Origin of the sequence: Pseudofrankia inefficax (assembly GCF_000166135.1) — a bacterium.
Classification (GTDB): domain Bacteria; phylum Actinomycetota; class Actinomycetes; order Frankiales; family Frankiaceae; genus Pseudofrankia; species Pseudofrankia inefficax.
Window position 1 is genome coordinate 1,120,358 of the sequence record NC_014666.1, and the last position, 25,798, is coordinate 1,146,155.

26 protein-coding genes are annotated in these 25,798 nt (G+C 67.8%); 12 read left to right on the forward strand and 14 right to left on the reverse strand.

Translation table 11 applies throughout. The features are described 5' to 3' along the window. Window positions 1–98 precede the first annotated feature (98 nt). Both FRAEUI1C_RS39315 and FRAEUI1C_RS37115 read right to left on the reverse strand, forming a co-directional pair. Window positions 99–803, reverse strand: a complete 705-nt coding sequence (locus FRAEUI1C_RS39315; protein ID WP_157734814.1) for a hypothetical protein — start codon at window positions 801–803, stop codon at window positions 99–101. Between the two features lie 84 nt (window positions 804–887). Next, window positions 888–1,082 carry a hypothetical protein gene (locus FRAEUI1C_RS37115; protein WP_013422088.1) on the reverse strand — a complete coding sequence of 65 codons (195 nt, stop codon included), beginning with the start codon at window positions 1,080–1,082 and terminating at the stop codon, window positions 888–890. A gap of 346 nt (window positions 1,083–1,428) precedes the next feature. On the opposite strand from FRAEUI1C_RS37115, the gene FRAEUI1C_RS04475 reads away from it, so the two are divergent. Both FRAEUI1C_RS04475 and FRAEUI1C_RS04480 read left to right on the forward strand, forming a co-directional pair. Next, on the forward strand, window positions 1,429–1,692 hold the full coding sequence (locus tag FRAEUI1C_RS04475) for a hypothetical protein (protein WP_049806817.1): 264 nt from the start codon (window positions 1,429–1,431) through the stop codon (window positions 1,690–1,692). Between the two features lie 530 nt (window positions 1,693–2,222). Further along, the gene (locus tag FRAEUI1C_RS04480; protein WP_013422089.1) at window positions 2,223–3,419 is read left to right on the forward strand and encodes a DUF6236 family protein; all 1,197 of its coding nucleotides are present in this window, start codon (window positions 2,223–2,225) and stop codon (window positions 3,417–3,419) included. Between the two features lie 606 nt (window positions 3,420–4,025). Here the strand turns inward: FRAEUI1C_RS04480 and FRAEUI1C_RS35920 are convergent. The 3 genes from FRAEUI1C_RS35920 to FRAEUI1C_RS04495 form a co-directional block, all read right to left on the reverse strand. Next, window positions 4,026–4,430, reverse strand: coding sequence for a hypothetical protein (locus FRAEUI1C_RS35920; RefSeq protein ID WP_049806818.1), 405 nt, complete (start codon window positions 4,428–4,430; stop codon window positions 4,026–4,028). 164 nt (window positions 4,431–4,594) lie between these two features. Further along, the gene (locus FRAEUI1C_RS04490) at window positions 4,595–5,542 is read right to left on the reverse strand and encodes a hypothetical protein (protein ID WP_157734815.1); all 948 of its coding nucleotides are present in this window, start codon (window positions 5,540–5,542) and stop codon (window positions 4,595–4,597) included. A gap of 277 nt (window positions 5,543–5,819) precedes the next feature. Further along, entirely contained in the window at window positions 5,820–6,167 is a 348-nt protein-coding gene (locus FRAEUI1C_RS04495; RefSeq protein ID WP_157734816.1) for a P-loop NTPase family protein, read from the reverse strand. 307 nt (window positions 6,168–6,474) lie between these two features. Here FRAEUI1C_RS04495 and FRAEUI1C_RS04500 point away from each other — a divergent pair, with 307 nt between their 5' ends. Next, a complete protein-coding gene (locus tag FRAEUI1C_RS04500) occupies window positions 6,475–8,151 on the forward strand; it encodes a hypothetical protein (protein WP_157734817.1) in 1,677 nt (558 codons plus the stop codon). Between the two features lie 72 nt (window positions 8,152–8,223). Next, a complete protein-coding gene (locus FRAEUI1C_RS04505) occupies window positions 8,224–8,445 on the forward strand; it encodes a hypothetical protein (RefSeq protein ID WP_013422093.1) in 222 nt (73 codons plus the stop codon). A 32-nt stretch (window positions 8,446–8,477) separates the two neighbouring features. On the opposite strand, the gene FRAEUI1C_RS04510 is transcribed toward FRAEUI1C_RS04505, so the two are convergent. The 3 genes from FRAEUI1C_RS04510 to FRAEUI1C_RS04520 all read right to left on the reverse strand — a co-directional run bounded on the left by FRAEUI1C_RS04510 (window position 8,478) and on the right by FRAEUI1C_RS04520 (window position 11,327). After that, a complete protein-coding gene (locus tag FRAEUI1C_RS04510) occupies window positions 8,478–9,233 on the reverse strand; it encodes an ankyrin repeat domain-containing protein (RefSeq protein ID WP_157734818.1) in 756 nt (251 codons plus the stop codon). Between the two features lie 477 nt (window positions 9,234–9,710). After that, window positions 9,711–9,911, reverse strand: coding sequence for a hypothetical protein (locus FRAEUI1C_RS04515; protein WP_013422095.1), 201 nt, complete (start codon window positions 9,909–9,911; stop codon window positions 9,711–9,713). A gap of 822 nt (window positions 9,912–10,733) precedes the next feature. After that, entirely contained in the window at window positions 10,734–11,327 is a 594-nt protein-coding gene (locus FRAEUI1C_RS04520) for a YceI family protein (protein ID WP_013422096.1), read from the reverse strand. Window positions 11,328–11,428: 101 nt separating this feature from the next. Between FRAEUI1C_RS04520 and FRAEUI1C_RS04525 the strand changes: the two genes are divergently transcribed. Continuing rightward, on the forward strand, window positions 11,429–11,803 hold the full coding sequence (locus FRAEUI1C_RS04525) for a winged helix-turn-helix transcriptional regulator (RefSeq protein WP_013422097.1): 375 nt from the start codon (window positions 11,429–11,431) through the stop codon (window positions 11,801–11,803). Between the two features lie 166 nt (window positions 11,804–11,969). Here FRAEUI1C_RS04525 and FRAEUI1C_RS04530 read toward each other — a convergent pair whose 3' ends face one another. Further along, window positions 11,970–12,653 (reverse strand): SDR family NAD(P)-dependent oxidoreductase, encoded by a 684-nt coding sequence (locus tag FRAEUI1C_RS04530; RefSeq protein ID WP_013422098.1) that lies wholly within the window; start codon window positions 12,651–12,653, stop codon window positions 11,970–11,972. 127 nt (window positions 12,654–12,780) lie between these two features. On the opposite strand from FRAEUI1C_RS04530, the gene FRAEUI1C_RS04535 reads away from it, so the two are divergent. Beyond that, window positions 12,781–13,485: a TetR/AcrR family transcriptional regulator gene (locus FRAEUI1C_RS04535; RefSeq protein WP_013422099.1), complete on the forward strand. Its 705-nt coding sequence runs from the start codon at window positions 12,781–12,783 to the stop codon at window positions 13,483–13,485. 615 nt (window positions 13,486–14,100) lie between these two features. On the opposite strand, the gene FRAEUI1C_RS04540 is transcribed toward FRAEUI1C_RS04535, so the two are convergent. After that, window positions 14,101–14,874, reverse strand: a complete 774-nt coding sequence (locus FRAEUI1C_RS04540) for an SAM-dependent methyltransferase (RefSeq protein ID WP_049806820.1) — start codon at window positions 14,872–14,874, stop codon at window positions 14,101–14,103. A gap of 461 nt (window positions 14,875–15,335) precedes the next feature. On the opposite strand from FRAEUI1C_RS04540, the gene FRAEUI1C_RS04545 reads away from it, so the two are divergent. The 3 genes from FRAEUI1C_RS04545 to FRAEUI1C_RS42275 all read left to right on the forward strand — a co-directional run bounded on the left by FRAEUI1C_RS04545 (window position 15,336) and on the right by FRAEUI1C_RS42275 (window position 18,060). After that, entirely contained in the window at window positions 15,336–16,196 is an 861-nt protein-coding gene (locus FRAEUI1C_RS04545) for a Sco1979 family transcriptional regulator (protein ID WP_013422101.1), read from the forward strand. Window positions 16,197–16,433: 237 nt separating this feature from the next. Continuing rightward, complete coding sequence (locus FRAEUI1C_RS04550; RefSeq protein ID WP_013422102.1) at window positions 16,434–16,967, forward strand: NHL repeat-containing protein; 534 nt, start codon at window positions 16,434–16,436, stop codon at window positions 16,965–16,967. A 457-nt stretch (window positions 16,968–17,424) separates the two neighbouring features. Continuing rightward, window positions 17,425–18,060, forward strand: a complete 636-nt coding sequence (locus FRAEUI1C_RS42275) for a DUF6941 family protein (protein WP_497006518.1) — start codon at window positions 17,425–17,427, stop codon at window positions 18,058–18,060. Here the strand turns inward: FRAEUI1C_RS42275 and FRAEUI1C_RS39320 are convergent. Together FRAEUI1C_RS39320 and FRAEUI1C_RS04555 are read right to left on the reverse strand one after the other, a co-directional pair. Beyond that, window positions 18,053–18,403, reverse strand: coding sequence for a hypothetical protein (locus FRAEUI1C_RS39320; protein ID WP_013422104.1), 351 nt, complete (start codon window positions 18,401–18,403; stop codon window positions 18,053–18,055). The two genes, FRAEUI1C_RS42275 and FRAEUI1C_RS39320, sit on opposite strands and share 8 nt — an antisense overlap. Window positions 18,404–18,945: 542 nt before the next feature. Then, entirely contained in the window at window positions 18,946–19,779 is an 834-nt protein-coding gene (locus tag FRAEUI1C_RS04555; protein WP_071587984.1) for an SAM-dependent methyltransferase, read from the reverse strand. Between the two features lie 391 nt (window positions 19,780–20,170). On the opposite strand from FRAEUI1C_RS04555, the gene FRAEUI1C_RS04560 reads away from it, so the two are divergent. Next, on the forward strand, window positions 20,171–20,845 hold the full coding sequence (locus FRAEUI1C_RS04560; RefSeq protein WP_049807109.1) for a response regulator: 675 nt from the start codon (window positions 20,171–20,173) through the stop codon (window positions 20,843–20,845). A 1,428-nt stretch (window positions 20,846–22,273) separates the two neighbouring features. On the opposite strand, the gene FRAEUI1C_RS04565 is transcribed toward FRAEUI1C_RS04560, so the two are convergent. Next, on the reverse strand, window positions 22,274–22,612 hold the full coding sequence (locus FRAEUI1C_RS04565; RefSeq protein WP_013422109.1) for a MerR family transcriptional regulator: 339 nt from the start codon (window positions 22,610–22,612) through the stop codon (window positions 22,274–22,276). 151 nt (window positions 22,613–22,763) lie between these two features. On the opposite strand from FRAEUI1C_RS04565, the gene FRAEUI1C_RS04570 reads away from it, so the two are divergent. Together FRAEUI1C_RS04570 and FRAEUI1C_RS40740 are read left to right on the forward strand one after the other, a co-directional pair. Continuing rightward, the gene (locus tag FRAEUI1C_RS04570; RefSeq protein ID WP_013422110.1) at window positions 22,764–23,195 is read left to right on the forward strand and encodes an Hsp20/alpha crystallin family protein; all 432 of its coding nucleotides are present in this window, start codon (window positions 22,764–22,766) and stop codon (window positions 23,193–23,195) included. Window positions 23,196–23,695: 500 nt separating this feature from the next. Next, the gene (locus FRAEUI1C_RS40740; RefSeq protein ID WP_269724390.1) at window positions 23,696–23,860 is read left to right on the forward strand and encodes a universal stress protein; all 165 of its coding nucleotides are present in this window, start codon (window positions 23,696–23,698) and stop codon (window positions 23,858–23,860) included. Between the two features lie 248 nt (window positions 23,861–24,108). Here FRAEUI1C_RS40740 and FRAEUI1C_RS04580 read toward each other — a convergent pair whose 3' ends face one another. Continuing rightward, window positions 24,109–25,443 (reverse strand): EAL domain-containing protein, encoded by a 1,335-nt coding sequence (locus FRAEUI1C_RS04580; RefSeq protein WP_013422111.1) that lies wholly within the window; start codon window positions 25,441–25,443, stop codon window positions 24,109–24,111. Window positions 25,444–25,798 lie beyond the last annotated feature (355 nt).

The following is a 25,798-nucleotide window of genomic DNA, read 5'->3' on the forward strand; positions in this document are numbered from 1 at the left end:
GCCACGGACGACCGAGCCCAGGGACCTATGGTCGAAGACTACGCCAGGGGCAACATTGTGGCATGTCCGCATTGCGCGCCGTGCCGCGTGCCTCCGATCTAGTCGGCGAGTGATGTCTCGGCCGTGGAGACTGCGATCATTGTTTGTAGCCAGCGGTGTGCCGTGACACTGGCGGCTTTGTTTCGAGCGGCTTGCTGTGCCTTTCTCAACGCCTGAGAATGGGCCAGTCCCTGCGATTTCTCGCGCTCGTAGACGGCTTTCTCGTGATCGTCGAGGTGGCGCTCGCATCCGGATGCCCATCGCCCTTCGATGCTCTGCACACGGTTGCGGCACGGCAGACCTGTTTGCGTCTCTTTACCGCACTGTGGCCGCTCCCCTTCTGGCAGGGGTGGCAGCGGCGGTGGCGAGATATCCTGCGGCCCGATCTGTGCGGCTGGATCGGGTCGTCCGAGGCGGTAGACGATATAGTCGTCGCACGGTTCGGGACGTGAGCCGGAAGCCATTGCTTCTGTGCGTCTCGCGAGAATCACGTGAGCTTCGGTCGCCGACGCGACTGCGCGGGGCGGGGCTAACTCCACTCCGGCCGCGGACACGGCGAGTGCCTCATGCGCGGCGCGGGCCTGGTCAAGAACCGGCCAGAAGCTTTGCTGTAGACGGCTGAACCGGAGGCCGGTGGTTGCTTCGAGGTGTTGGACGATGTCGCTTGATTCGGCGAGCAACGTGCGGAGCAGGACGATCAGGCGGTTCGCGTCGTCCCGGGTGCGGTCATCGTCGCTTTGGTCTACCGACGTATCTGTGGTCATAGATAGCTGTTCCCTGTGTCCGGGCCAATGGGGGCCGAGCTGATCTTCTCCCGTCGGCGTCCAGCGGGTGGAAGACTGGCGATGCTACAGAATCCCCACCGCCGCGAGCACACCGAGCGCCAGGCCCAGCGCGCCGCCGAACGCAGCCCCGCCGCGCAGGACGGCGGCAGGCAGGCTTGGAGCCATCGCGCGGCTGAGAATGCCAGCCACCAGAGCAACGATAACGGCCGTTGTCGCGCTCAGCGCGACAACGAGCACCTTCAGAAGAACTGTGTTCACGTCTATTCCCGCCCGGCGCCCCGTCCCCTGGCCCGGCGGGGCGCTGGAGGCAGCGCGAAGCGGACCCTACGATTTCCGGGAGCTGCGCTGCGGAGAAGGCGACTGAGAGGGAAGTGAGAGTGAGAGTGAGATGCGTGGCGGGTCGAGTGTGTGTGGCGACGGGCCCGGCGCGGCCAGGACCCGCTACGGGCCAAGGCTCCCAAACGCGGCGAACCACCAGAAGCGGGATTGCGCCGCGACTACCACCCTACTGGTCGCCTGGGTGCGAGCCACCGGCGGTCGAGCAGAGCGCCCGACGGCTGGCGTCGGCCACCTACCTCGCCGGCATGTCAGGTGCGATCTTTCCGTGTGGGGTGACGGCAGCGACTTCCCGATCCTGAGCAAGGTCATGGACGTGGCGAACCGGGCCGATGACCTCGGTCGGGCCGGTCTGTTCTCCGAGGCCGCCCGGCAGATGTACGGCGGCAAACGCGCATCCGGCCGGCCCATGCGCACGGTCCGCGACGGTGCCCTCGCCGAAGCCCGCGAACTGTCCGCCAGCTGCGACGCCGTCCGCGACGATCTCGCGCAGCGCAACCGACTCACCAAGCACACCCGGCCCGAGGACTAAACGCAGCCCTACCACCCCCACAGAACCTCTGAGCACCACGCTCGGAGGCTCCGCCCATCTCCCCGCCGTTTCAGCCCGTGCCCGCAGCGCCGGCCGTGCCGGCCACGGGGCGGCGCGGTGGCGTGCTGCCGTGCCGGGCGGTGCCGTGCCCGCAATGTCGGTCCGGCCCGCCCCGGCCTACCCGGCCCGCACCGGCCCGGCGGCCGGAGCTGCGGGTGTGGGTCGAGCGGTCGTGGGTGTGTCCGGTCGGCGGCCGGACCGGTCGGTGGGGTGACCGGGGCGGGTCCGGGTCCGGACCCGGACCTCGCGATCGGGCTGATGGTCCGATTCATGTCTCGGTGGACGGTCGGGGTTGGTTGCCGTGCGGTTGAGGGGGACCCGCGATGGGGGAGGCGGACCTGGCCAGCCGGGTGCCGGTCGCGCCGGGCCCTTGATCGCTCCGGTACTGGAGGAAGTACCGAAGAGTGCACGCACGGTTCCCCTGTGGATGGGATCATGGCGATGGGGAGACCAGTGTGACGAGGAGTGGCATGCGGGACATCGCGTTGTACTACCCATGGACGCGGGTCCGTGATGACACATGGCTGAAGGCCGCGGCGCTGTACTGGCCTCGGCTCGCGGTGCTGACCCCGTACGACTACCCGCGGGGGCAGGAGTCCGTGACCACCCGGGTGTTGCGCGACGAGCTGGACTTCCTCGTCGAGGCGAACCCGGCGCCGCGAGCCAACCAGCTCGCCGATGACTTCCTGGCACTGATCAGCCAGCAGGGTGACGCCCTGGTTCGACGCTACGGATGGTTGCGGGAGTTCCCCGGCGACCCGGGGAACGTTCTCGATCACTGCTTCGAGGAGAATCCGCTCGATGATGATCGAGTCGGATGGGTGCACCTCGGCAAGCTGCGCCCGGAGCTTGCCGATCGCCTGACCGCCACCGGACTCGGCGTTTTGAGCGACAACAGGTTCTGGGTCGGGCTGCACCCCCGACTCGCCCAGGTGTATCTGACCGCGCTCGCCGATCGAGTGGCGCGGGCCAACGACCTGGCCACGGTCACCGATCAGCCCTCCAGCTACGGGGCCCTCAATGGCTGGACCCTGGAGACGCTCGCCCGGGTGCTGCTCACCGACGACGCCGATGAACGTCCCGCTACCACGGTCGAGGACGTCGCCGCGATGTACGCGGCGGTAGCGATCGCCACGGTGGTCCCCGCAGGGCTCGGCGATGTCCCGGTCGAGCGGATCGTGCGGGCGCGCCGCACGCTCGCGGTCGAGTTCGACGCTTTCCGCGATCATGTGGAGACGTTGACCGACCAGCTTGGCGCGATGACGTCGAACGAGGGCCCGGAGTTCGTGCGGGCCCGGCTCAAGCTGCTCGTCGAACGTGACCTTCGCCGGTCGACCGCCGATCTGGAACGGGGACTGCGCCAGCTGGGCCTGGAACCGGCCCGCGCCGTGCTCGGGATGACGTCCCTGGAGCTCCCCGCCGCGGCTGCCGCCGTCGCCTCGGGTGCGGGTCTTCCCCTCGCCGCTGGACAGGCAGGGCTGGTCGCCGCCCAACTCATCGCCTCCAGCGCGCACGCCCACCAGCAAGCTCGCGACCAGCGCCGCGGCGCCGCCGGCTACCTGCTGGGACTACAGGAGGAACTGAACCCCACCAGCGTCGTAGACCGCGTCCGTCGCATGTTCCGTCGCGTGTCCGATCCGGCGCTGCCGGCGACCCGGAGCGCCTGAAGGCCCGATGACGTGGAAGGCCGGTCCCGAGGTTCATGCTGATCCGCCGCTGGCGGCGACGCGGCGCAGCGGCAGAGAGACGAGAACGCCGCGCAACGCGCGTCCCGGAGCGGGCGGGGCGCTGATCGTCCCCATCGGAGCGGGCCGGGTTTGTGTTTCGGGCGGACGGTCGGGGGCCCCGGACCGGCGTCTGTTGAGGGTGGGGACCGAGCGGCCGAAGCGGCTCGCCGGACGTCGAGCCGCGCAGCATCCGTGGGCGGGGCTGCGGGCCTCGGTCCTGGCAGTCATCGGCGTTTCTGCCCTTGTCAGGTGAGCGGTCTCTCTTGCCGGGAAACGGGCCACGCCCGCTGGCCGGGCCCTTCTGGAGGGCGTGCATAGCCGATTGTCTTGTCGCTGCGCACAGGCCTAGTACGGTCGAGTCGTTGATCGCTGGCATGCGCGGCAGGCGTCCTGGCGGACGCCTCGAAATCTTTTCAAGATTTTTCGCCGGGCGTCTGGAGGGCCGGGCGTGCGACCCGCTGGCACGAGCCCGCCGGTACCCGTGGACCGCTGGCAGCGATACCGGTCGAGTGTGGCTTGTGCTCGCGAGTAGCACCGGTCGGATGATCAGCTTTTTCTCTCTGGCTCGTCGGGGTCGAACCTCGTTCGGCGCGAACCGTCCGGGAGGAGGTAGTCGCCGCTGTCCGCGTCGTAGATGGGCTGACCGGAGCGCGAGGCTTCGGCGTGGAGTGTGGTCTCGCGGTCTTTGGATTCTCCGCCGGGAAGGAACGAGACTTCGTGTGGTACGTCTTCGCGTTGACCTGGGCACACCGCTTTCTTACCCTTGAGGAGCGGGAGGTGAATTTCGGAGAGCCACGGAGCGAGGTAGCCAAGGATGAAGCCGGTCTGAAGCTCCATCATGTCGTGGTCGTATCCACCGGCGCTGTTCCGATGGCCTTCGATGTCGAGGAACAGCCCCCGGCGGACCCCGGGTTGGGCTTCGGCTGCCTTCCGAACGAGTTCCAGCAGCATCCTCGCCGCGGTTTCGAAATCTTCACCAGGTCGCACCACGTGGTAGAGCGCTATTCCTGCGGATCCGGAACGGCGGGCCGAACCGTCGGGAGTCTCCTTGCCAGACAATGATGTAACCTCCGAGGCTCTCACGAGGGGGCGGAGTAGTCGACCTGTCCAGTGCGTCAATCGAAGATGTAGTGTTCGGCGGCGTCGTTGATGAGCCACTGGCACACCGAGTCCGGGAGTTCCCACGGCTTCGTGAGCATCTTCTTCCTGACGTCCACGAGGTTCACCCCGTCGGGCGGGGGTGGTATCGGACGATTCTGCCAGGTCCGATGACCGGGGTCGGCGAGTACCGCGAACACGCGGTCAACGTGGGAGGGGTAGTCCGGCAGGCCCCACCAGCGGCGGGCCCACACGGTGGCGAAAAGCGCCGGGCTGTAGAGCACCGAACGCGGGTCGTACTCGTCCATGGACTCCAACAGATAACCTGCGGCGCCCGCGACTTGGTTGTCGTAATCCTCAAGTTCGGTCTCGGTCGTGACGTTGTCTGGTACGTCACAGTCGGGATGCGTCCGCGCGTTGCTCAGCGTCTGAGCAACCACGTCGCGAAGGGTGGTCCCGATGATCAGCGTCCGGTTTGGGTTCGTGAACCAGCGATAAAGGTTGTAGAAGACCCTGTTCAACGGTGCTGGGTCGGCGTCTGCCACGTCGACCATCGTGTGAAGACCCTGCTCCCGCCGCCACCGCCGCAGCCGTTCCCGCACCTTGGCGGTGGTGTGGGTATTGATTCGATACATATCGACGTCAGACAAGGCGCCGATCGCGGAACCGGCGTGCCAGTCCTCGACCTTGGTGTTCCGCCACCACCTCGCCGTGATACCGACCGCCGCGACGTCCACCATCTGATCGACATCGTCAGGTGCGAGTCCGCGTTCGGCCAGTAACTCATGTAGATCATCCGGTGAGGGGCGACGGTCGTCCTCAGCCGCCTCGTCGCCGGCGTCCGCCGAGGCGCTGGCCGCCGGATGGGCGGGAACCCCGCCCGGCTCGGACGTGTCCTGTCCTTTCACCACGACCATCCCGCTCGCCGACTGTTCATGCTCCGCCTCGTAGCGTAACGCACCCAAGGGCGCGAACTACTCCAGATGCCTCCCACCTCGGAGAAGAATGGTCGATGAGCCGAGGAGGCTCCTGAGCCCGAACCTGCCCTCGGCGCGAACGTCACCACAAGGCGGCCCCGCCGGCTCCAGAACGCCGAGCAACGCCCAGAGCCGGTCCGCGTTCGGCGGACTCCAAGTGTTCTCCCAGAACCGCCGCGTGATCTACACGACGGCACCATCCTGAACCGCGCCTACGGGGCCAGGCCGCCGAACCGGGCGCGGCCTGAATCCGACATCCTCATGATCAGATCGAAGGTGGGTTACCAGGCCGGGTGCGGGCTGGGAGGGCTTCGGCGACGATGCGTGCCACGATCTCGTCCTGGCTCTCACTCGCACTGATGATCTTTTCGTCGAGGATGTTGAGCAGGTCATCGGGGACGTGCCAGTCGGCGAGCTCACGGGCGCCGTAGTCGCTGGCATCGGCCTTCGTCGCGTGCCGGCGCAGCGTCTCCTCCAACGACAGGGCGAAGTAGTAGGTGTGGGTCGGGCCTGAATGCGCGGCGATGACCGCCCGCTGTGCGTCGCCGTAGCGGGAGGCGTCGAGGATGCCTTCGAGGATCACGTCGTAGCCGGCCGCAAGGCACCGCCTCACGATCAGCGAGATCAGGTCGTACAGCTTGCGTACGGCAGTGCCCGCCGCGCGCGAAGTGCTCGACCGCTGGCGGCTCTGACACCAACTCCCGTCACATGAGGAACCGGCGCAGTCCCATTAGCGGGACACCGCGACCTGACCCGTCGAGCGCGGCGTCTGATGCGGCACGTGTGGCAACCGAACAGTCCGCCACGGTGCTGGCAGTCGGATGGAACTCGCGTAAGGTTGTGATCCTCCAGCGGCATTCAGCGGGTCGCGACAGCTCGTTCCGGCGAGCGCAAGTGGCTCCAACCTTGGATCGCCGAAGGTGGAGCAGATCGGACACAGAGGCGTAGAGGATCTTGGGGCGGCTTGGGTGAGCTTTATCCAATGGAAAGACAAAGATCCGAATCTTATCGAGCAAGCCATCAAGACTCTGCTACTCTCACTATTCCCTGGCGCAAGGCCGATCGACGGCCGGGGCGGAGATGATGGACGAGATCTCCGATGGGATTCCAGTGGCGGTCTTGTGATTTTCGAGATCAAGTCTTTTGCGCGCGTCCGTCTAACGGCTAGCCAGCGGAGAGAGGTCGAGCGCTCGCTGAAAAGGGCCGTCAAGCACAATCCAGTGCGTTGGATTCTCATTCTTCCGTTGGATCATTCGCCCAGCGAGGAGCGCTGGTTCGACAGGTTGAAGGAGCAGAACCGGGGCATCGAACTGGAGTGGTGGGGCCTCACGTGGCTCAATCTCTCCTTTGCTCCCAGAGATGATTTGAGGCGCCTCGTCGAGAGCGAGGATTATGAACTTCTGCGGCGCGCCCACGAAGTCGACATCGAAGGGCGAGTTCCAGCCAACCTAACGGCCTCTGTCGGCCGCCTCAATGTCTTGATGAACCGCACCCAGGAGCTTTCTCCCTACTGGCGAGCGGATTTCTCGACCGCGCCAGACGGCATCACTGTCACCTACAACGAGCGTTTTCCTGGCGCAGCTGACCTCGACCCGGTCCAGCTACGCGCCATCTTCAGATTTCCTACCTCCGATGGTCGGGCCGCTGCGGCGGAGCGTCGCCTGAAGGATGCGCTCGACTACGGCGGCGATATTGAGGTCGACGGCCGCTATGTGGAAAACTTCGAGATTATGTCCTCGCTCGCGAGCCGAGCGATGTTTGAGGCGCCGGGCCCCCTGGAACGGTTCGCGCTTTCCTCTCTCGACAGCCCGAAAGATCGAGGATTTACCCTGCAGATGGCCGTCGTGGCGACGACTGGCGAGGTCAAGTATCGCCTCCCCATGCAGGTCGACCAGCACACGGCTGGTGTCAGGGGCGTGAGGATCCGAGCGCGCGACGCAACAGAGAGCCTTGAGGCAGAGCTCAAGGTTGATCGCAAGGATCAGGGCGGCCGCCTGTCCGCTCGAATCACATGGCGAGGTGTCACAGGAAAATTCCCGTACAAAATACGTCCCGGGTTCGAGATCTTCACGCGTGTCGAGCGGGATGACCACATCGAGTTGAGAATAGACAACCAAAGCGTGGCCAGGCATCACGCCGGAACGGCTCGGTTCCTTGTCGAGGCACGGCTGTGCGCCGATATGATCGTCGCCCTGGAAAAGCTACAGGATCATTGTAAGCAGACCTTCCCGATCCCGGATGACATCACCTGGAAGGATGCTCACGATATCATCGCCGCCGCTCAAGTGCTGTCCGGACAGTCGATTCGGACCGGGCGAACCGGAATCGAGCTCTCCATAAAGCCCGGACACGTCGCGAGCTTCTTGAAGACTGCGAGGCCCCTCGGCATCACCCATCTCAGGGGAGAGATGATCTACGGCATCACGTGCGGCGGCCATCAAATGAATATCGGCCGAGTTTTCATCACGACTCCACGCGTTCGCTTGACGAATCTCGCCGAACTGGAGGCGATAGCAGACATCGCGTCCGAACCGGTTGCCCGCTACGTGTGCGTGGACGATGACAGCATCGATATGCAGCTCGTGGCGCCAAACTGATCGTCCGATTTGGCGCGGTCACCGTCTGCGGGCAGGCTCCCGTGGCGCCCGTTCACTGTTCAAGCATCCCACATGGGCACGAACCGTCACCAGACCCGCCGCTGCCCGACCAGCAGAGGCGCCAGCGCCGACGTTCGTGCGCCTTGCCACGTCGACGACGAGCAACTCGTCAACGGCGACTACTACATCGACCGCCGCCCGGCGCCGCTCGTCCCGCTGGTCGAGAACGGGGCGTTCCGCCGGGCGCTGTGGCTGCGCTCCGCCGAGCTCGTCGGCGTCAGCGCGACGGCGTGACCGCGCCGCCGCGCGGGCCACCTGGCGGCGGGTTATTCGTCTGGCTTTGATGAGCGTGCGCCCTGTTCCTGGAGCCAGGTGATGACGTTTTCCTGCCGGGTGCCCAGGCCTTTGGCGGTGTCCAGTGGCGTTCCCTGGGCGTAGTCGGGGACCCAGTGGAGATCGGCTCCACGGGTCAGCAGGTATTCCGCGGCGCGGCGCTGGCCGCCCGCACACGCGTGCCAGAACGCCTGCGACACCTTGTCGGCGGCTGGTTGATCGCCGAGCAGTTCATCGAGTCGACCGAGCATTCCCAGCGCGGCTGCCTCCCACGGCTGGCTGACCTCGGCGCCGCGGGCCACCATCAGCCTGGCGACGTGCCAGCAGGCGTACCCGACCGCGTTGGCCAGTGGAGTGCCGATCGATCCATCCGGCGCATTGATGTCCGCGCCCCCATCGATCAGTGCTGCTGCGACGTCGACGTCGTCGCTGCTGGCTGCATAGTGCAGTGGGGTTTCCCCGGGTTCCCCCGCCCGGTCGGTCGTCCGGGCGTTCGGATCGGCGCCCGCTTCGATCAGAAGACGGACGATCTCTGGGCCATTACGGAAGTAGCCGGGCCAGTCGGTGACTACCAGCAGCGGAGTACTCGTGCCCCCACGCCTGGCGAGGATCCGAGCTGACGCAAGACTCGGGTCCTCCGCGAGGAGCCGCCTGACCGCATCCACATCGCCACCGTGAACCGCGAGCACCAGCTCCGCCGCGATCGGGTCATCCTCGGGGATCAGCCTGCCCATCGGCTCCGCCGTCACGACTCCAGATCGTGGCATCTCCCACCCCCGCCGTCACACGCCACCCTCCCGCCGGTTTGAGGCAGCCGTCCCCGTGATCCGTCGGCCGCCGCGCGGTCGTGGTAGCGGGACCATTCCGGGAATAGTGGTCTAGGCGCGGGATCCCCTGCGTACTATGCGTCGCCTCGACCGTCGCGGGGGTGCCGGTGCCGGCGATGAGGGCCGTCGACCTGCCGGCGCCGAGGCGCCCGCCGTCGAACTACACCGGCTCGGACACCCTGCCGTGCATCGCCGAGGCGTGCCGGCGTCGCGACGAGACCGGCACGATTCCCAGTCTGAGCGCCCCGGTCTCAGCGGCGCGGACCTGTGCCGGAAGGTCTACGAGGACCCAGAAGAGCGGCGCCGTATGGCCAAGATCGTGCGGAACTGGCTGCCGAGGATGCCCTGTCTGAGTGGGCAGACCAGTGCTCCGAGCCCAGCGCGGCGACCGAGGAGTTTTTACAGCAAGCCCAGCTTCTCGGCGACCGTCAGCGTGACCGGCAGTACGAGGACGAACGCGGCGCCGCCCGCGAGGAACGCGGCCACGAGGTCGGCGCCACCGGCGTAGGCAAGGACGCCGGCCGTCTGGCCGCCGAGGGCAGCGAGCGCCGCGCACAACCCGACGGCGAGGACGCGCACGAGGACACGATCGGGGTTCACGTCTGGCTCCAGTCGTGCGCCCCGCCCCCTGGCCGGCGGAGCGCTGGAGGCAGCGCGAAGCGGACCTTGCGTGATCCCCGGGTTTGCCGTCGGCAGATGAGTTCGGTTCGTCGCGCCGCGCGGCTTCGGCCCGAGGCGGCCAGGGGAAGGACGCGCCGGACATGGGAAACCCCGAGTTCGGCGCCGGGCCACACGACAGACCAGGCACCGCACTGATCACTTTGCAGGCCGCCCGCGGCCGGCCTGTCGAGGCCGGTGGCCTCTCTGTGGCGAGATCGAATCCGTCGACTCCTCGCGGGCGGAAACACCCGCCGCGACCAGCCGGCTCCGCCCTGGGCAACGGCCCACCCTGTCCGTCGTCAATACCGGTCCGGACGTCCCGGCTGCCGATGTGGTCCGACTGCTCCAGCCCTTCCAACGTCTTGCCGCGGAGACGGAATCGGCCTTGGGCTCTCCATCGTGGACGCGGTCGCGACCGCACACGGCGCCCGGCCGACCGTCGAGCCACGGGCAGGCGGCGGGCTGGAAGTCACCGTGTCCTTTCCGCCGGCCAGCACGTAGCCACGCTGGTCACGCCGGGTGACGGCACGTTGGGCGCAGCCAGGGATGGGGCCGGCTAGCCACAAGGCCGTGATCAAGCTGGCTCTCCGAGCCCGCCAACCTCGCCGCGTGGCGACCCGCAAAGCCCGACACCACCACAGCTACCGGCGGCGCCTGCGGCCCGCCTCCTGCTGAGCGGACCGCGCGCGGCCCGCGGGTGAAGACGTGCGGTGAGCGGGTACCGGGCGTGTGGTCTGGATCTCCGCGCGGGTGTTGGCGTTGTCAGGGTGCGATGAACTGAAGGTCGAGGTCGATTTTGATCTTGTCGCTGAGGGCGAGTTTCCCGGCGCCGAGGGGCATGTTGAAGTCGATGCCGTAGTCGCTGCGGCGGATTTCGGTGGTGGCGGCGAAGCCGGCTCTGGTTCGGCCGTCTGCGGGGTGGACGTCGACGCCGTTGAACTCGACCGTGAGGGTCACTGGTTGGGTGGTCCCGTTGATGGTCAGTTCGCCGTCGACTTGGTAGCCGTCCTCGCTTTCGGTGACGGATAGTGACCGGTAGTACATGGTGGGGTGGTGTTCGACGTCGAAGAAGTCGGTGGAGCGTAGGTGGGCGTCTCGGTCGGGCTGGTTGGTGTTGACCGAGGCCATGTCGATGGTCGCGTCGATGGCGACGTCCGCGAGGGTCTCGCCGATGGTGAGTGTGCCGTTGAACAGGTCGAATCGGCCGCGGACGTTGGTCAGGCCGAGGTGGCGGACCTGGAAGTAGACCCCGGAGTGTGCGGGGTCGATGGGCCAGACGCCGGCAGACAGCGGCAGGGCGCTTCCTGTCGTGGGGAGTGCTGGCGTCGACGGGTTGGACACGGATGGAGTCGTCACGACCGACCTTCCTCGAAGAACATCATGGGTTACAAAAGGTTAGTTGCCGCCTAAAATATAGCAACAGTCGGCGGTGGGGTGGCTGTCGGTACCATCGGTGGATGGGGCCGGGCGAGCGGGACGGGGTGAGCTGTCATGCGCTCACGCCGGTCTTTGCGTTGCTCGGGAAGAGGTGGAGCGGTCTGATCATCGGCACGCTGTTGGCTGGGCCGGCGCGTTTCTCGGAGATCTCCAGGCTGGTGCCCGGTGTCAGCGAGCGGATGTTGTCGGGGCGGTTGAACGAACTCGTTGCGGCCGGTCTGGTGGCCCGTGAGGTGATCGAGGGCCCGCCGGTCGGCGTCCGGTACAGGCTCACGGTCCGCGGTGAGGCGCTGCGCCCCGCGCTGGCTGAACTTGAACGCTGGGCGACCGAACACCTGATCACCGACGCCGTCGACGTCCCGCCCAGCGATCGGACCGCGCCGGTGGAGATGTAGACGCTCGCGAACCAGCTGCTTGCGGACGGGCTCTCGGTAGCCCGGTCAGGATGTGCTGGAGTGCGAGTAGTCATCGGAGTAGGAACCGGCTGGCCTGATCGCGCCGCTGCCCCGCTGGGCTGCGGCGCGATCAGGCGTCGGCGAGTCGCGTCTAGCCGGTGTGGTGTCAGGGGCGGAACACGCGCTCGGCCTCGTCACGCTGGGTGGTGTGTAGCTCCCAGTAGAGCGGAGCGATCTGCTCGGGTTGGGCTGTCGGCAGGCCGGGGATGACGGAGACACCGATCGAGGAGTCGATGCCGACGTGCGCGGCCTGGATGCCGGTGTCGGCGTCGGCGAGTTCCTTGTGCAGGTTCATCGCCCAGTTGCGTAGCGCTGCGGCGGCGGCGTTGACGTTCGCGACCCGCGGGTCTGGCCAGATCGAGCCGGCGCCGGTCGTGTAGAGCAGGGTGCCGGCGCCGGTTTCGCGCATCGTGGGCAGGACCGCTTTCGTGGCGGCGATCGCGCCGTACAGCTGGAAGTTCATCTCGAACTCCACCTCCGACGGGTCGGTCTCGGCTGGGGCGGTCAACGTGGTGATCCCGAATGTTCCGACTGGGGAGTACTCCAGGACATCGATCCCGCCGAAGTGGGTGGCGGCCTCCTTGAGCGCTTGGGTGAGCCCGGCGCGGTCGAGCACGTTCGCGGGGAACGCGGCGGCGGTGATGCCCTCGGCGCCGAGCGTGTCGACGAGCTCGTCGAGCTTGGTGCGGTTGCGGGCGATCAGGGCGACGTCGAAGCCGTGGGAGCCGAAGGTGCGGGCGATGGCCAGGCCCAGCTGGGGTCCGGCTCCGACGATGGCGAGGACAGGCATGACGAACCTTCCGAGAGAGCGATGTGGATAGGCCTATCCGATTCGCAGATCTGGATAGGCCTTTCCGGTTTGCTCGGCCAGCGTAGCACGAACCGGATAGGCCTATCCGGTTCGCTAGGATGGGGGCATGAACCCCGGAGGTCAGCCGACTGGCGGCACCGCCGAGCCCCCCGGCCAGCCGTTGCGCAGCGACGCCGAGCGCAACCGGGAGCGGATCCTCGCCGCTGCGCGGAAGGTGTTCGGACGCGACGGCCTGCACGCCTCGATGGCCTCGGTAGCCCGCGAAGCGGGCGTGGGCATCGCGACCATGTTCCGCCGCTTCCCCACGAAGGAGGAACTGGTCGCCGCGGTGTTCGCCGACCGGATGGACGCCTACGTCGCCGCTGTCGCCGCTGCCCTGGATCACCCCGACCCTTGGGACGGGTTCGCCGGGTTCATCGAGACCGTCTGCGCCATGCAGGCCGCCGACCGCGGTTTTGCTGACATCCTGACCATGACCTTCCCTGCCGCCGAAGCCCTCGAAGCCCGCCGCGCCGAGGCCTACCACGGCTTCCTCGCCCTGATCGCCCGAGCGCACGACAGCGGACACCTGCGCGAGGACTTCACCAGCCGCGATCTCGTCCTGCTGCTCATGGCCAACGCCGGCGTCGTCAACGCCACCGCGGACGCCGCCCCCGACGCCTGGCGCCGCCTCGTCGCCCTCATGATCCAGTCGTTCCGAGCCCCCTCCCGCGGCCCGCTACCTGACCCACCCGCAGAAGCCGCGCTCTACCAGGCCATGCTCCTCGCGAGCCGCGGCATCAGCGCACCAGAAGCAGTACAAGGCAACTGATCACCTGGCCGAGCATGCCGCTGACCGGCCACGCGCAGAACGGCGAGCCGCGGGTCGCCGCCGCCGGCGACACCCACAGATGGCCTGGGTCGCGGGAGATCGGAGTGGTCCCGGTGGGTCCTTCCCACGCGGAGAGCCGGGCCAGGCAGCGCGGGCACCCCGCCAGCGGCTGGGACCGGCGGGTCCGGCTTGATGGGCGCGTGGCTATGACCGCGAAAAGTGACCGCGAATGCTCGCCGGTTTGAGCCGCAGTCGAGAACTCGGGACCATGATTAATGACTTGCGGGAAGTGACCGCGCTCCTGCGCAGGAACGCGCTCGACCGAGGTCGGTGGCCGGGATCTCATCGACCAGGCGGGTGCGTGCCCAGAGCGCGAGGCTTCCAGTCCTGCGCCCAGCGGAAGGTCGGCTCCGCCGACGGCGAACTCCCCAATGACCACGTGCAGCTCGTCAGTTGGCCGTGGCACCTGGGCCGGCTCGGTCTGGCATGCATGCGCCCTCTGGCTGGAGGCCGCCCCGCCGGGGGCGCCATGTCCGCCACCGGACAGACCTGCCGTCACGTTCGTACTCGCGGTGGAAGCGCATTCCCCGCTTGGCCCCGTGCGGGAAGGGCGTGTCAGGTGCGGGCGACTCCGCAGTAGCTGCCGACGGCGGTGGGGGTGGTGTCGGGTGCGGGTCGCCACAGCGAGGTGGAGACGACGCCCGGTGCGACGAGGTGCAGGCCGTCGAAGAACCGGGCGATCTGTTCGGGGGTGCGTGCGTAGTACGGGTCGCCGGCTTCCTCGCGGCGGCGGGAAGCCTCGCGGGCCGCGGCGGCGGCCTCGTCGGTGCGGCTCGTGCCGTCGTTGACGACGAGGTAGCTTCCGGCCGGCACGGCGTCGACGAGTCGTTTGACGATGCTGTGGGCCTCGTCGGTGTCGGCGACGTTGCCGAGGATGCCCAGCATCATCAGCGCGACCGGTCGGGTGAGGTCCAGGGTGCGGGCCGCGGCGGCCAGGATGGTGTCGGGGTCGTGGACGTCGGCGTCGACGTAGGCGGTCCTGCCGCCTGGTGTGCTGGTCAGCAGAGCGCGGGCGTGCATCAGGACCAGCGGGTCCTTGTCCACATAGACGATCCGGGCATCCGGGGCGACCAGCTGGGCTACCTCATGGGTGTTATCGGCGGTCGGCAGGCCGGTGCCGATATCGAGGAACCCGCGGATGCCCGCCTCACCGGCGAGGAACCGTACGGCTCGGCCGAGGAACGCACGCGACTCGCGGGCAATATCGATGATCTCCGGGTAGACGTCGCGGACCTGCTCGCCGACGGCCCGGTCGATGGGGTAGTTGTCTTTCCCGCCCAGCCAGTAGTTCCACACCCGCGCCGAGTGCGGGACGGACGTTTCGATCATGGGTGGCGGGCCGCTGTCAGGGTCAGGCGCGTTCGTCGTCACCGTGGCCTCTTTCAACGTGTCGTTTCCGTAGAGCCTAGACTCCCACACCTCCTCGGTCGCCACCGAGTGTCGCACACTGTTGACGCTCTCGTGACTCTCGGTTGGATTGCCGTGCGGCGTGGCGGGCCGCCGTTCGCGCCAGTACACAGCCGCCGTCAGCGGCTTTGCGGGCCACGGGTGCACGCACGGACCGGCGGGCCGTCACCAAGCGTTCAGCAAGCCCCTCGGCCCCGGCGGCTGGTGCTGATCCTCACTGTTTTCTCGCCGTCAACGAGGAGGCGTGAGCGCAATCAGGGCTGGGTTGCTGGTGACCCAGAAGGCTATGATGTGAACACACTGTCACTTTCAACATGTCCAGCGGTTCTAGCGGCTCCAGCGCGACGACGTCCCAACCAGCGAGCGGAAGCGGGGAACCAGGCGTGGCTGTTCCCCCGGGCAGCGGGCCGACCGTGCGCCGAATCCTCCTCGGCTCCCAGCTACGGCGGCTCCGGGAACGCAACGACATCAGCCGCGAGGACGCCGGCTACCACATCCGCGCCTCCGAATCGAAGATCAGCCGCCTGGAGCTCGGCCGGGTCGGATTCAAGAAACGCGACGTCGAGGACCTGCTCACCCTCTACCAGGTAACGGACCAGGCCGAACGCGCCCACGTTCTGACCCTGGTCCGCGAAGCCAACCAGCAGGGTTGGTGGCAGCCCTACGCCGATGTCCTTCCCTCCTGGTTCCAGCCCTACATCGACCTTGAGGAATCAGCCTCACTCATCCGGTCCTACGAGCTGCAGTTCATCCCCGGACTCCTGCAAACCGAGGAGTACGCCCGCGCCGTCATGTCCCGGCGACCAGGCGTGCCCAAAGACGTCATCGATGGGCGCGTCGAGGTACGGATGACCCGCCAGAAGCTGCTCACCCGACCCGACGGCCCACGGCTGTGGATGGTCATCGACGAAGCCGCGTTACGCCGCCGGATCGGCGGGCGACGCATCGCCCGGACGCAGATCGCGCATCTCCTCGCGCTCACCGACCATCCCACGCTGACCCTGCAGGTGACACCATTCACCGCCGGCAGCCACGCCGCCGACGGCGGCGCGTTCAGCATCCTGCGGTTCCCCGACCCCGACCTCACCGACCTCGTCTACCTGGAACGACTCACCGGCGCCTCGTACCTCGACAAACGCGACGACGTCGACGAATACACCATCGCCATGAACCAGCTCTGCCTCGACAGCGCCACCCCCGACCGCACCACCGGCATCCTCCACGAGATCACCAAAACCCTGTAGGCAGCGAGTCACCCACGCACCAACCCAACCGCCGTGCTCGCGCGCGGCTACCGCGACGGCTCGGCCTCGCAGCCCGACCCGCCGTCGTCGACGTCGGAACCAGCCACAGAGCGCGCTTACCAGACAGCCCGTCGCGGCAACCCGCGTCCACCTCACCGAGCTCGGGGTAGGCGTCGTCGGTGGTGTGGCCGATCTGGGCGACGACGGTGAGCATCCTGGCCGGTTCACCTTGTAGACGTGGGCATTGTCCGCGCAGTAGACGTCGCCGGTGGTGTCGACGGCGAACTGGCCGTCGAGCTCACCACCGGTCCGCTCGGCGCACTCGCCGCCCGCGACGGCCGACTCTACGGGACCGACCTCGAACACAACGAGATCAAGATGCTCAGTGCCGGTGGCCACGTCACCACCGTCGCCGGCACCGGCACACAGGGCGACACCGGCGACGGCGGACCCGCGACCGCCGCAGCCCTCGACCTCTCCAAAGGGCTCAACCGATACCAGGCCGGCCTGACCGTCGACGCAGCCGACCTGTTCCTCGCGGAGCCATCCCGAGCGCGTGTCCGCCGCGTCGACCGCACCGGCACCGTCACGACCGTCGCCGGCACCGGAATCGTGGGCGAGCCCACCGACACCGGTCCCGCACGTGCGACGCAGCTCGGTTTCCCCTACCAGGTCACCGCCGCACCCGACGGCTCCATCTTCATCGTCGACCTCTACGACATCCTCAGCGCCGGAACAACCGGGCTACTCGGGATTCTCGTCCACCACTGACTCAGCCGCGGAAGTATCACGCTAACGGCCAGGTAGACCGGGGACGAGCGGGCCTGGTCCCGGCCGGGTGCGCTCGGAGAGGTCGGCGGGCTGCCCGGGAGTCTGCCCGGACGCTGGCCGGCGTGCTGGCGGAGATCGGCGGCGTCGCGCGTGTGGCGTTCGGCGCGGGCGATCGGTCGCGACCTGCCACGTCGCGGTCGCGGCTCGGGTGTAGATCCGCGGGCACTTCCGCGGAGGGCGCCGGGTAGCTCCTGCAGACTGCCGACAACGTGGTCGACGACCGCCTCCCGCGGCGATCGTGAACCTCATGGTCACCGGAGGTGACGGTCTGATCGCGGCGAACGCCTCACAGCCACCGGTATCAGCCCTCCATCGGCACAGCAGAGCCAGCCCTTGCCGGTCGGCTGCGTCGCGCCCGCCGCGTGAGGAGATCAGGAGTAGCTCCGTGAAACTCACCATGATCCTCTGCGATGCGGCCCAGGTCGCGGGGGGCAAGCTGTACATCCTCGGCGGCGGCTGGAATCTCATCGGGCCGTCGCCTGCCCCGTCCGCCCTCGGCATCCTGATCGCGCTGCCCTGGGACCGTGCGAACGCACCGTGCACGCTCCGACTTAAGCTCCACGATCAGGACGGCGCACCGGCCATCCAGCCCAGGGCCGGCCGGCCCTCAGCCCGTACAGCTGGAAGCAATCATCGAGGCGGGCCGCCCCCCAGGCCTGGCCGAGGGCTCCCCCCTGCAGATCCCTCTCGCGATCACCGTGCCGCCACTGGCACTCACCGCGGGCACACGCTACCGATGGGAGGCCACCATCGCCGGCGAACCGGAACACGACGACTGGAACGTCAGCTTCCAGACCAGGCCAGCCACACCCCCACTCACCCCACGCGCCGGCGGACCGGACGACTGAATCACGAGCACCTCGCCACGACACAGACCACCACTGCGTTCCTGGCGCTCGGACAGGTAGGCGGCGATGGCGGCGAGCGGCGCGCTGAAGGCGACTTGGCCGTGGACGCCGTCGGCGGTATGGCCGGCGAGGGTGGGGGAGTTGGAGAAGGCCGGCGGTCGAGCGCATCCCGTCGGGCTACCTGATGTACGGCGCGGAGGCGGTGGAGCGGTTGGTGTTCATCTCCTCCGGGGTGCGTGTCTTTCTGACTTGGCGTCGCTGCTCGTCGCGCAGCCGGGGGCAACCGCGGCGGTAGGTAAGGCCCCTGTCGCTGAACACGGAATGCTCTTTCGCGCAGTTCGGGCACGTGAAAACGTAGTCGATGTATCCGTCAACCCGATAGTAGGAGCCATATCTTATCGCCTGGAAGCCCTCGGCGTACTCCGTGGTGAGATCGACGAGTTCCGCCCTGAACGACCGTTTGCAGCGGTCGCACGCCGTACGCCACTCCCACGGCGCCGATTCAGGTGGTGACGCTACGCCTCTCACCGATTCTCCATGTGTACGCTGCGCTTCCTCGCCCGCCCCAGCAGCTTAGTCGGGAGGGGACACTGCGAAAGACGGGCCCCGCCGACCGGCTCAGAACGCAGGCAATCCGCGCGTCGTCTCGCTGCCGAGCCCGCGCGCGGGGCGGGCCAAGACCGCATCCCTAGACGGGTCGGGCCGTGTCTCCCGAATCCCAATCCCCAGTCGGGTCCAGCCGGAACGCGAAAGGGCGGCCCGGATGATTTTTCTCCATGGCTTGCTCGACCGCCGCGATGAGCTGACTCACCCCGCCACGGTGCAGTACCTCAGCGGACGGCAGTACCGCCCACCACGCATTGCCGGTCTGCGCGCGACCAAAGCGAACAACCGGAGGTTCAGCCATGGCCGGATGCTACCGTTGCGCCGCCTAGTACACCTGGTGTCCGGCGCGTCACCGAGGCCGACATCAACGCGGCACGCGCGGCAGCCCTGCGGTCCCGGCCCGAGCACGACGACCTGTCCGCGCGCACCACGCAGCGTCCGGACGGCGGACCAGGTGCAGTGTGTCAGGGTTTGCGGGCGACGCCGCCGTAGAGCCATTCGGTGCGGGGGCTGTCGTCGTCGCCGGGGTGCCACTGCCAGGGCCGTACCAGGCCGGGCTCGACGAGTTCCAGGCCGTCGAAGAAGCTCGCGATCGTGGCGCGCGGCCGGAACCTCATGGGCGAGGTGGCGTTCTCGTAGGCCGCCTCGGTGCGGGCGACGCCCTCGGCCGGCGGGCCGTCGGTGGTCAAATGAGACAGGACCAGATAGGAGCCGGAGGGAACGGCGTCCAGGAACTCGGCGAGCAGACCGGCCGGATTCTCGCTGTCCCGGATGAAGTGGAACAGCGCGACCAGCAGGACGGCGACGGGCCGGGAGAAGTCCAGCAGCCCTGTCGCGTCGGGATGGGTGAGAATACCCGCGGGCTGCCGCGCGTCCGCCGTGATGATCGTCGTGGTGTGATCACTGGCCAGCAGCGCACGGCCATGCGTCGCGACGATCGGGTCGTTGTCGACGTAGACGACGTGCGGGGCCGTCACGACCTGCTTGGCGATCTCATGCACATTGCCCTGCGTGGGCAGGCCGGTGCCGATGTCGAGGAACTGGTCGATACCCGCGCTCGCGAGCCAGCGGGTCGCCCGCTGCAGGAAACGGCGGTTCTCCCAGACGACGTCATAGGTCACCGTGCGCCCCAGCGCGGCGTCTACTTTGGCCGCCGCCTCCCGGTCGACCTCGAAGTTGTCCTTGCCACCGAGGAAGTAGTCGTACATCCGCGCGGGCGTCGGCTGGTCAGTCCGCAGATCCACAGGCGCACTGCCCTGCTCACCAGATACCGCCGACTCGAAGTCCCAGCCTGTCATCATCCCGCCCGTCGAGAGCTCAGCCCGAACGGCCCCAGCGACCGCGGTGGCCATGTGAGCCATCTCGACGAACCACCGACCGACCGAGACACACCCACCGAGCGCGACGTTACTGCGCCACACACCACACAAGTCCGTCGGGCCTCACAAACCGACCACCACAAGCGCGGCGATACTCCACGCACGCCTCCGTCACCAGCCGCTCAGACTCCGGCGCTTGAACTGCGAGCCGTTGCCCACACCGACGGCTGATCGCGGCAGTGCATCGTCGGAGACTGGCACGCCGCCGCGCCGCACCCATGGGCGACCGGCCCTAGACCACCAGGACAGCACGCAGGCCACGCCGGCTGCCTCACCGGATTTCCGCAACCTCACAGGTATCGTGCCGATCATGGAGGGTGTGCGGGTGTTCCTCGTGGACGACCACGAAGTCGTCCGGCGAGGCATCCGGGAAACACTTCAGGACACCGGCGAGATCGAGGTCGTCGGCGAGGCGTCGACAGCCGCCGAGGCGCTGCGCCAGATCCCCACCGCCGCGCCGAACGTCGCCGTGCTCGACGCCCGACTGCAAGAAGGCAGCGGCATCGAGGTCTGTCGGGAGATCCGTGCGGACCATCCCGAGATCGGCTGCCTGATCCTCACCTCCTACGACGACGACGAGGCCCTCTTCTCGGCGATCACGGCCGGAGCGGCCGGCTACGTGCTCAAACAGATCGTCGGTGCCGATCTGGTTGGCGCGATCCACGCGGTCGCCGCGGGCCGTTCGCTCCTCGACCCGGCCGTCACGCGACGGGTCCTGCACCGGCTCCGCGAAGGTCCGGTACAGGACCCGCGCCTCGCCCCGCTGGGCGACCGGGAACGAGAGGTCTTCCACCTCCTCGGCGAAGGACTCAGCAACCGCCAGATCGCCGGCCGCCTCGGCCTGTCAGACAAGACCGTCAAGAACTACGTCTCCTCTATGCTGAGCAAACTCAGGCTGACCAGCCGCACCCAAGCCGCGATCCTCGCCACCAAAACAGACACACTCGCCTTGCCGACGCAGCCGCTCAGACCCGTCGGAGGGTGAGACCGGGAACTGGCCTGTGGATCGGGGCGGCCATCGCGTCCAGCAGCGGCCCGGCCAGGGCCGGTCTCGTCGACATCTCCCGGGCTAGCCGTAGCTGACGGCGTCCGAGCCGGGCTTCTGCCCGGCGGCGTGGTCAGGGCGCCAAGCGCCGCAGGACCGCGACGATCGTGAGCGCGGACAGCGTCAGGCCAGGGGCGCCTCGCGGCCGATCGTGGCGCTCAGGGCAGTGCCGGTTGTCAGGGCCACGACCAGTGCCACCGCGATTCGCGATGAAACCGGCGCCGCGAGCAACGCGACCATCTGTCGATCACCTGCTGGACGAGTCCGGCAGTTGAGAGCGGACAGCGGCGGTCCGCCGACTCCTGGCCGATTGGCGGGCCACCGCTGTGCACGCAGCGTAGCCGCCTTGGGGGAGGTTGTCGTGATCCGTCGTGCGTCGTGGTGGCGGGCGGGGTGCATGTCGAAGCGGGACGCTGTCCACGCGGCGGGTAGGTCGACAGGCGAGCAGAACCCCGGACGCCCACGGCCACAAACGGCCGGGCAGGCCGGGTTCCGGACGGGAACTCTCTGACTCGCATGGCAGGATAGGCGGCGGTGGCCCGCCGAGGTCGTCGAGTCCCTGCGGCGGGCCACCGTTACGACCGACAGGCGCTCGCGTCCGCGCCGAGCGATGGCTGGCTGTGGTCTCGCACGTACGGCTCCCGCGCGGTCGCCTGTGTCCGCCGATCGTGTGCGGGGCAGTGCCCCGTTGGGCTGGGCTCCGGTCGGTCGGTCGGCCGGTCGGGATCGCGGGTCGTGTCCGTGTCCGGTCGGGGTGCGGTTCGGTCTGAGGACCGACCTTTCCGAGTCCGGGTCCGGACCCGGACCGGGGGACCGCTTCGTGCTCGGGCGGACGGTCGGGGGCCCGGGGCCGGCGTTTGTCAAGGGCGGGGATCGAGCGGCTGGGTGTCAGCCACTGAGATGGCCGAAGCGGTCCGCCGGACGTCGGGCCGCGCAGCAGGCCGCCGATCTCGACGCCGAGTGCGAGGTCCGTGCAATGTGGCCGTTGCGGCAGTCCGCTCGACGCGATCTGCCAGGTATCGCCTTGGTCGCGGCTGACGAAGACCCGTGCGTCGGTGGCGACGAAGACCTCGCGCCCGTCGCTGGCCTCGACCGCGAACAGCTGTTCGGTCGGCAGGTTCCGGGCGGCCCGCCAGCCGAACCTCTCCGAGCAGCAGTTCGCTGCCACGGATCGCGTACGCGCTCTCGTAGGAGTCGAAGACGACGATGTGGCGTATGGCGTCGCGGATGGCGGTGCTGGTTGGCGCCGGCCCCCCCGAGCTCGCCGTGTACTACGGATGTGATCGATCCGGCGCGGGCGTTCAACCGGCGGGCGTGGTGTTCGGGGCCTCGTCGCGCCGGTGGGCTCTTGGGATCGGTGTTGCTGTCTCAGTCCGTGCGTCGACGGCGGGTCGGCCGGGGAGTCGGCGCAGCGTCCGGGGCTTGAGCCAGTTCGAGTTCGGCGCGCAGCCGCGCGTTCTCCGTTTCCAGCTGGAGGACCTTGGCGATTCCGGCGAGGTTCAGCCCGGCCGCGAGTAGATGCCCGATCCGTTCCAGCCGGGCCAGGTCGTCGCTGCTGTAGCGACGGGTCCCGCCGTCGGAGCGGGCTGGCTCCAGCAGCCCGCGCCGCTCGTACAGGCGCAGGCTTTGGGGGTCCATCCCGACCAGATCGGCGGCCACCGAGATCCCGTACACCCCTTGGGTCGGGTCGACATCAGATGGGCTCACGGGCGCCTCCTGCGACTTCGCCGGGACCGCCGGCCGGGGACTTGCCTCAGTCTGCCACCGGTGCTATACACAAATCTAGGTCAGCCACCACAGATAAGTGGATGACCTAACGCTCTGATCTGTAGATCGTGATCGTGGAGGTGGAGTTCCGATGTTGGTGCGCACCGACCCGTTCCGGGAGCTGGACCGGCTGAGCCAGCAGGTGTTCGGCACCCTGGGCACGGTGGCCCGCCCGTCCGGGATGCCGATCGATGCGTGGCGCGAGGGTGAGGAGTTCGTGGCGGAGTTCGATCTGCCCGGCGTGGACCCCGCCACCGTGGATCTGGACGTCGAACGCAACGTGCTGACCGTGCGGGCCGAACGCCCGGCGCTGAAGGGGAACGGCGAGGTCCTGGTCGCCGAGCGGCCCCGCGGTGTGTTCAGCCGCCAGCTGATCCTCGGCGACAACCTGGACACCGAGAAGATCACCGCCAGCTACCACGCCGGCGTGCTGACCCTGCGGATCCCGGTCGCAGAGAAGGCCAAGCCCCGGAAGATCGCGATCGAGACGTCCAGCGACGACCGCCAGGCCATCAACGCCTAACCCGGGGCGGGACCGATGACGACCCTCCAGGGGACGGCGCCGGTCCGGCCGGTCGAGGCGCAGCTGGCCGACCTGATCTGCGCCGACCCCGACCTGCTCCAGGCCGAGTTCGACGCGATCATCTCGGCCGGGTGGGACAACGACGCCCCACCAGACGGGCCAAGGCGGCCAGGGCGGCCACCCGCGCCGAGACCTGTCTGGCCACGACCACCGGCGAGGGCGGACCACGCCCGCCCGCACCCGCCCGAACAGCCGACAGCCCGACGGCTCCAACTGCGCGCCGGGCAGCGAGCACCGCCCCACAGCCCAACCCCCGACCGGACTGAAAGGCACGGCGAAGGGAGGCACAGCCACTAGCCACGATCCCAAACAATGATCATAGGCACGTCGTCTCGTGTGCCGGTCTGGCCCCGGTCACCCCGACCGGGGCCAGACCGGCGTCCCGACCGAACGGATCTGTTGGTCGCCGGATCAATGATCAGTGCTGCTCGACCGTCCCGGTGGCCCTCGGCGACCCGTTCACCGAGCTGAGGCACACGGCTACGGAGGTGGCAGCAGATCTGGTCGTGGTCGGTGCCTCCTCCAGCGCGGGACACCGCCTGGTCGGATCGATCGCGACCCGCCTGGTGAAGCTGGGGCTTTGGCCGGTGACCGTTGTCCCCTGACCTCGGGCGACCCCGGGTCGGCCGGGAACACGGGATGAGGCTGGGCCGGGCTGTGCTCAGGTCCGTCAGATCCCGCGTACATCCAGCGGGCGGCAAAGCGGTCGGACGTAGCCGCTGGACGCCGCGCGGCCACGCGGTCATAGCCCTGCTCGCCGATCTTCTGCGCCGAGCTGACCAGTAACCCGGCAACCGCATCCAGCCCCCGAACGTGACACCGGTCAACGCCCGCAGCGCGGGCGCACTGATGATCAAGTACTACAGGGCGCAGATCCGGGGGCATCTGGACTTCCAGGAGTGGGCTGTGGCCGTAGGGGACACTCTGACCGGGTGGTGCTCGGCGCTGGGCCGTGATGCGTTGCTGGCGCGGTGCCGCGCAGGGCGGATCGAACCGCGAGTGAATCTGGTTTGCCGAGCAGGTAGCCCTGCCCGAAAGTTATGCCGATCATGGCGATGGTATCCCGTTCCTGGGGGGTCTCGATCCCCTCCGCGATTACACTAGCGTTGATCGCGTCGGCCAGGCGGGCGATGCCCATTGCGAGTGCGCAGCGGACGGGATCGCGGTCGATTCCCCCGGTGAGGGCGTGGTCGATTTTGATGAGGTGCGGCCGAAGTTGGATGAGCTGCTCAAGGCCGGAGTATCCGGTTCCTGCGTCGTCGACGGCGATGCGTATGCCGCGGGAACGCAGGCGCTCGACGCCCCTGAGAGCGGCCGGGGTCTCGGTCCACCGTTCGTGTTCGGTCAACTCGATGATGAGGCGGTCTCGTTCCGGCAGGTCGCAGACCAACTGCGGGAGACGCTCGGAGACTGTGTCGGGCGAGGCGTTGATCGCGATTTTGACCGTGGGTGGGAGACTTGAGAATGCCTTGATGGCTTGCTGGGCGATGAGTGTCTCCAGGTCCACATGGAGATTGACGGTTCTGGCCTCCGCGAACCAGCCCTCGGTGTCGAGGGCATGCCCGAAACACGAAGGCGGGAAGCGAGACAACGCCTCGACCGCGACTGTCTCGCCGGTGGTCAGCCGGACCACGGGCTGATAGACAATGCGGGGTCCACCTGAGTCGATAAGGTCACTGATACAGCGCGAAATCCCGCTCCGCAGCTCCCACAGCTTACGGAGATCCAGCAGATAGTCCTTGAGGAAAGAAGCCATCAGAGACAGAAAGCGGCCCTCCCGCTGCGCCAGGCCCGGCATGGTCCGGTGGGACAGACAGTAAAGTATCCCGTAAGGCTTGCCCTCTGCGTCTGCCAGACTTGTCATTGCATATGATTCGATGTTTGAAGATCTGATCACGTCCCGTGGCGCCGCCCTGGGATCTCTACGAGCCTCGCCGGTGATAGCAGTCACCAGGCCGGTTTGGAGATCGCGAAAGAAACTTTTGTCGATACCGAATGTTACCCCCGGGGAAATACCGAAGCTCGCACCGTCCCCGGCAACAACCTGTGTGACGAGGCTGCTGTCCTGCCAGATCGACAGCCCCGCCATATCCATTTTCATATGAGAAGATAGGACACTTAGCAGCTCCTTTACTTTTTGGTCGGTTTCCTGTATTCCGCTGGGGGCTATAAACGACATTTTCGTCATGTGCTCACCCAAATTCGGAGGTAACTTGCTGCTCAGCTACGGGATGACTCCATCAACTCGTCCTACCCCAAGGTGAGGGAGGAGCCCTCGCGTCCTGCCTGCGCCGAGCGTGGATCTGTGGTCGGGTGGGACCAGCGGACAGCGCGACGGGCACCCGACGAACCTCACGACAACTCGGGATGTCGAAGGTTTGCCCGGAGATCGACGCGGGAACTGCGGTTGTCGCCATGGCAGGCGGCCCGCCGACAGTCACGCCTCAAGCGCTCGCGGCGGCCGGTGGACAGGCACGGTCGATCGGCGTGTTGATGCGGACGCTCGCCAGCCAAGCCGCGCGGCCGAGGGCGCCAGCTACGGC

Bases quoted from the DNA above. Each gene is read 5' to 3' on its own strand.
- FRAEUI1C_RS04540 (WP_049806820.1), bottom strand. From the start codon at position 14,874: ATGATCGAAACGTCCGTCCCGCACTCGGCGCGGGTGTGGAACTACTGG.
- FRAEUI1C_RS04555 (WP_071587984.1), bottom strand. From the start codon at position 19,779: ATGACAGGCTGGGACTTCGAGTCGGCGGTATCTGGTGAGCAGGGCAGT.
- FRAEUI1C_RS42275 (WP_497006518.1), top strand. From the start codon at position 17,425: ATGATCCTCTGCGATGCGGCCCAGGTCGCGGGGGGCAAGCTGTACATC.
- FRAEUI1C_RS04580 (WP_013422111.1), bottom strand. From the start codon at position 25,443: ATGACGAAAATGTCGTTTATAGCCCCCAGCGGAATACAGGAAACCGAC.
- FRAEUI1C_RS04535 (WP_013422099.1), top strand. From the start codon at position 12,781: ATGAACCCCGGAGGTCAGCCGACTGGCGGCACCGCCGAGCCCCCCGGC.
- FRAEUI1C_RS04530 (WP_013422098.1), bottom strand. From the start codon at position 12,653: ATGCCTGTCCTCGCCATCGTCGGAGCCGGACCCCAGCTGGGCCTGGCC.
- FRAEUI1C_RS35920 (WP_049806818.1), bottom strand. From the start codon at position 4,430: ATGCTGCTGGAACTCGTTCGGAAGGCAGCCGAAGCCCAACCCGGGGTC.
- FRAEUI1C_RS04480 (WP_013422089.1), top strand. From the start codon at position 2,223: ATGCGGGACATCGCGTTGTACTACCCATGGACGCGGGTCCGTGATGAC.
- FRAEUI1C_RS04560 (WP_049807109.1), top strand. From the start codon at position 20,171: ATGGAGGGTGTGCGGGTGTTCCTCGTGGACGACCACGAAGTCGTCCGG.
- FRAEUI1C_RS04505 (WP_013422093.1), top strand. From the start codon at position 8,224: ATGGGCACGAACCGTCACCAGACCCGCCGCTGCCCGACCAGCAGAGGC.
- FRAEUI1C_RS39315 (WP_157734814.1), bottom strand. From the start codon at position 803: ATGACCACAGATACGTCGGTAGACCAAAGCGACGATGACCGCACCCGG.
- FRAEUI1C_RS04525 (WP_013422097.1), top strand. From the start codon at position 11,429: ATGGGGCCGGGCGAGCGGGACGGGGTGAGCTGTCATGCGCTCACGCCG.
- FRAEUI1C_RS04570 (WP_013422110.1), top strand. From the start codon at position 22,764: ATGTTGGTGCGCACCGACCCGTTCCGGGAGCTGGACCGGCTGAGCCAG.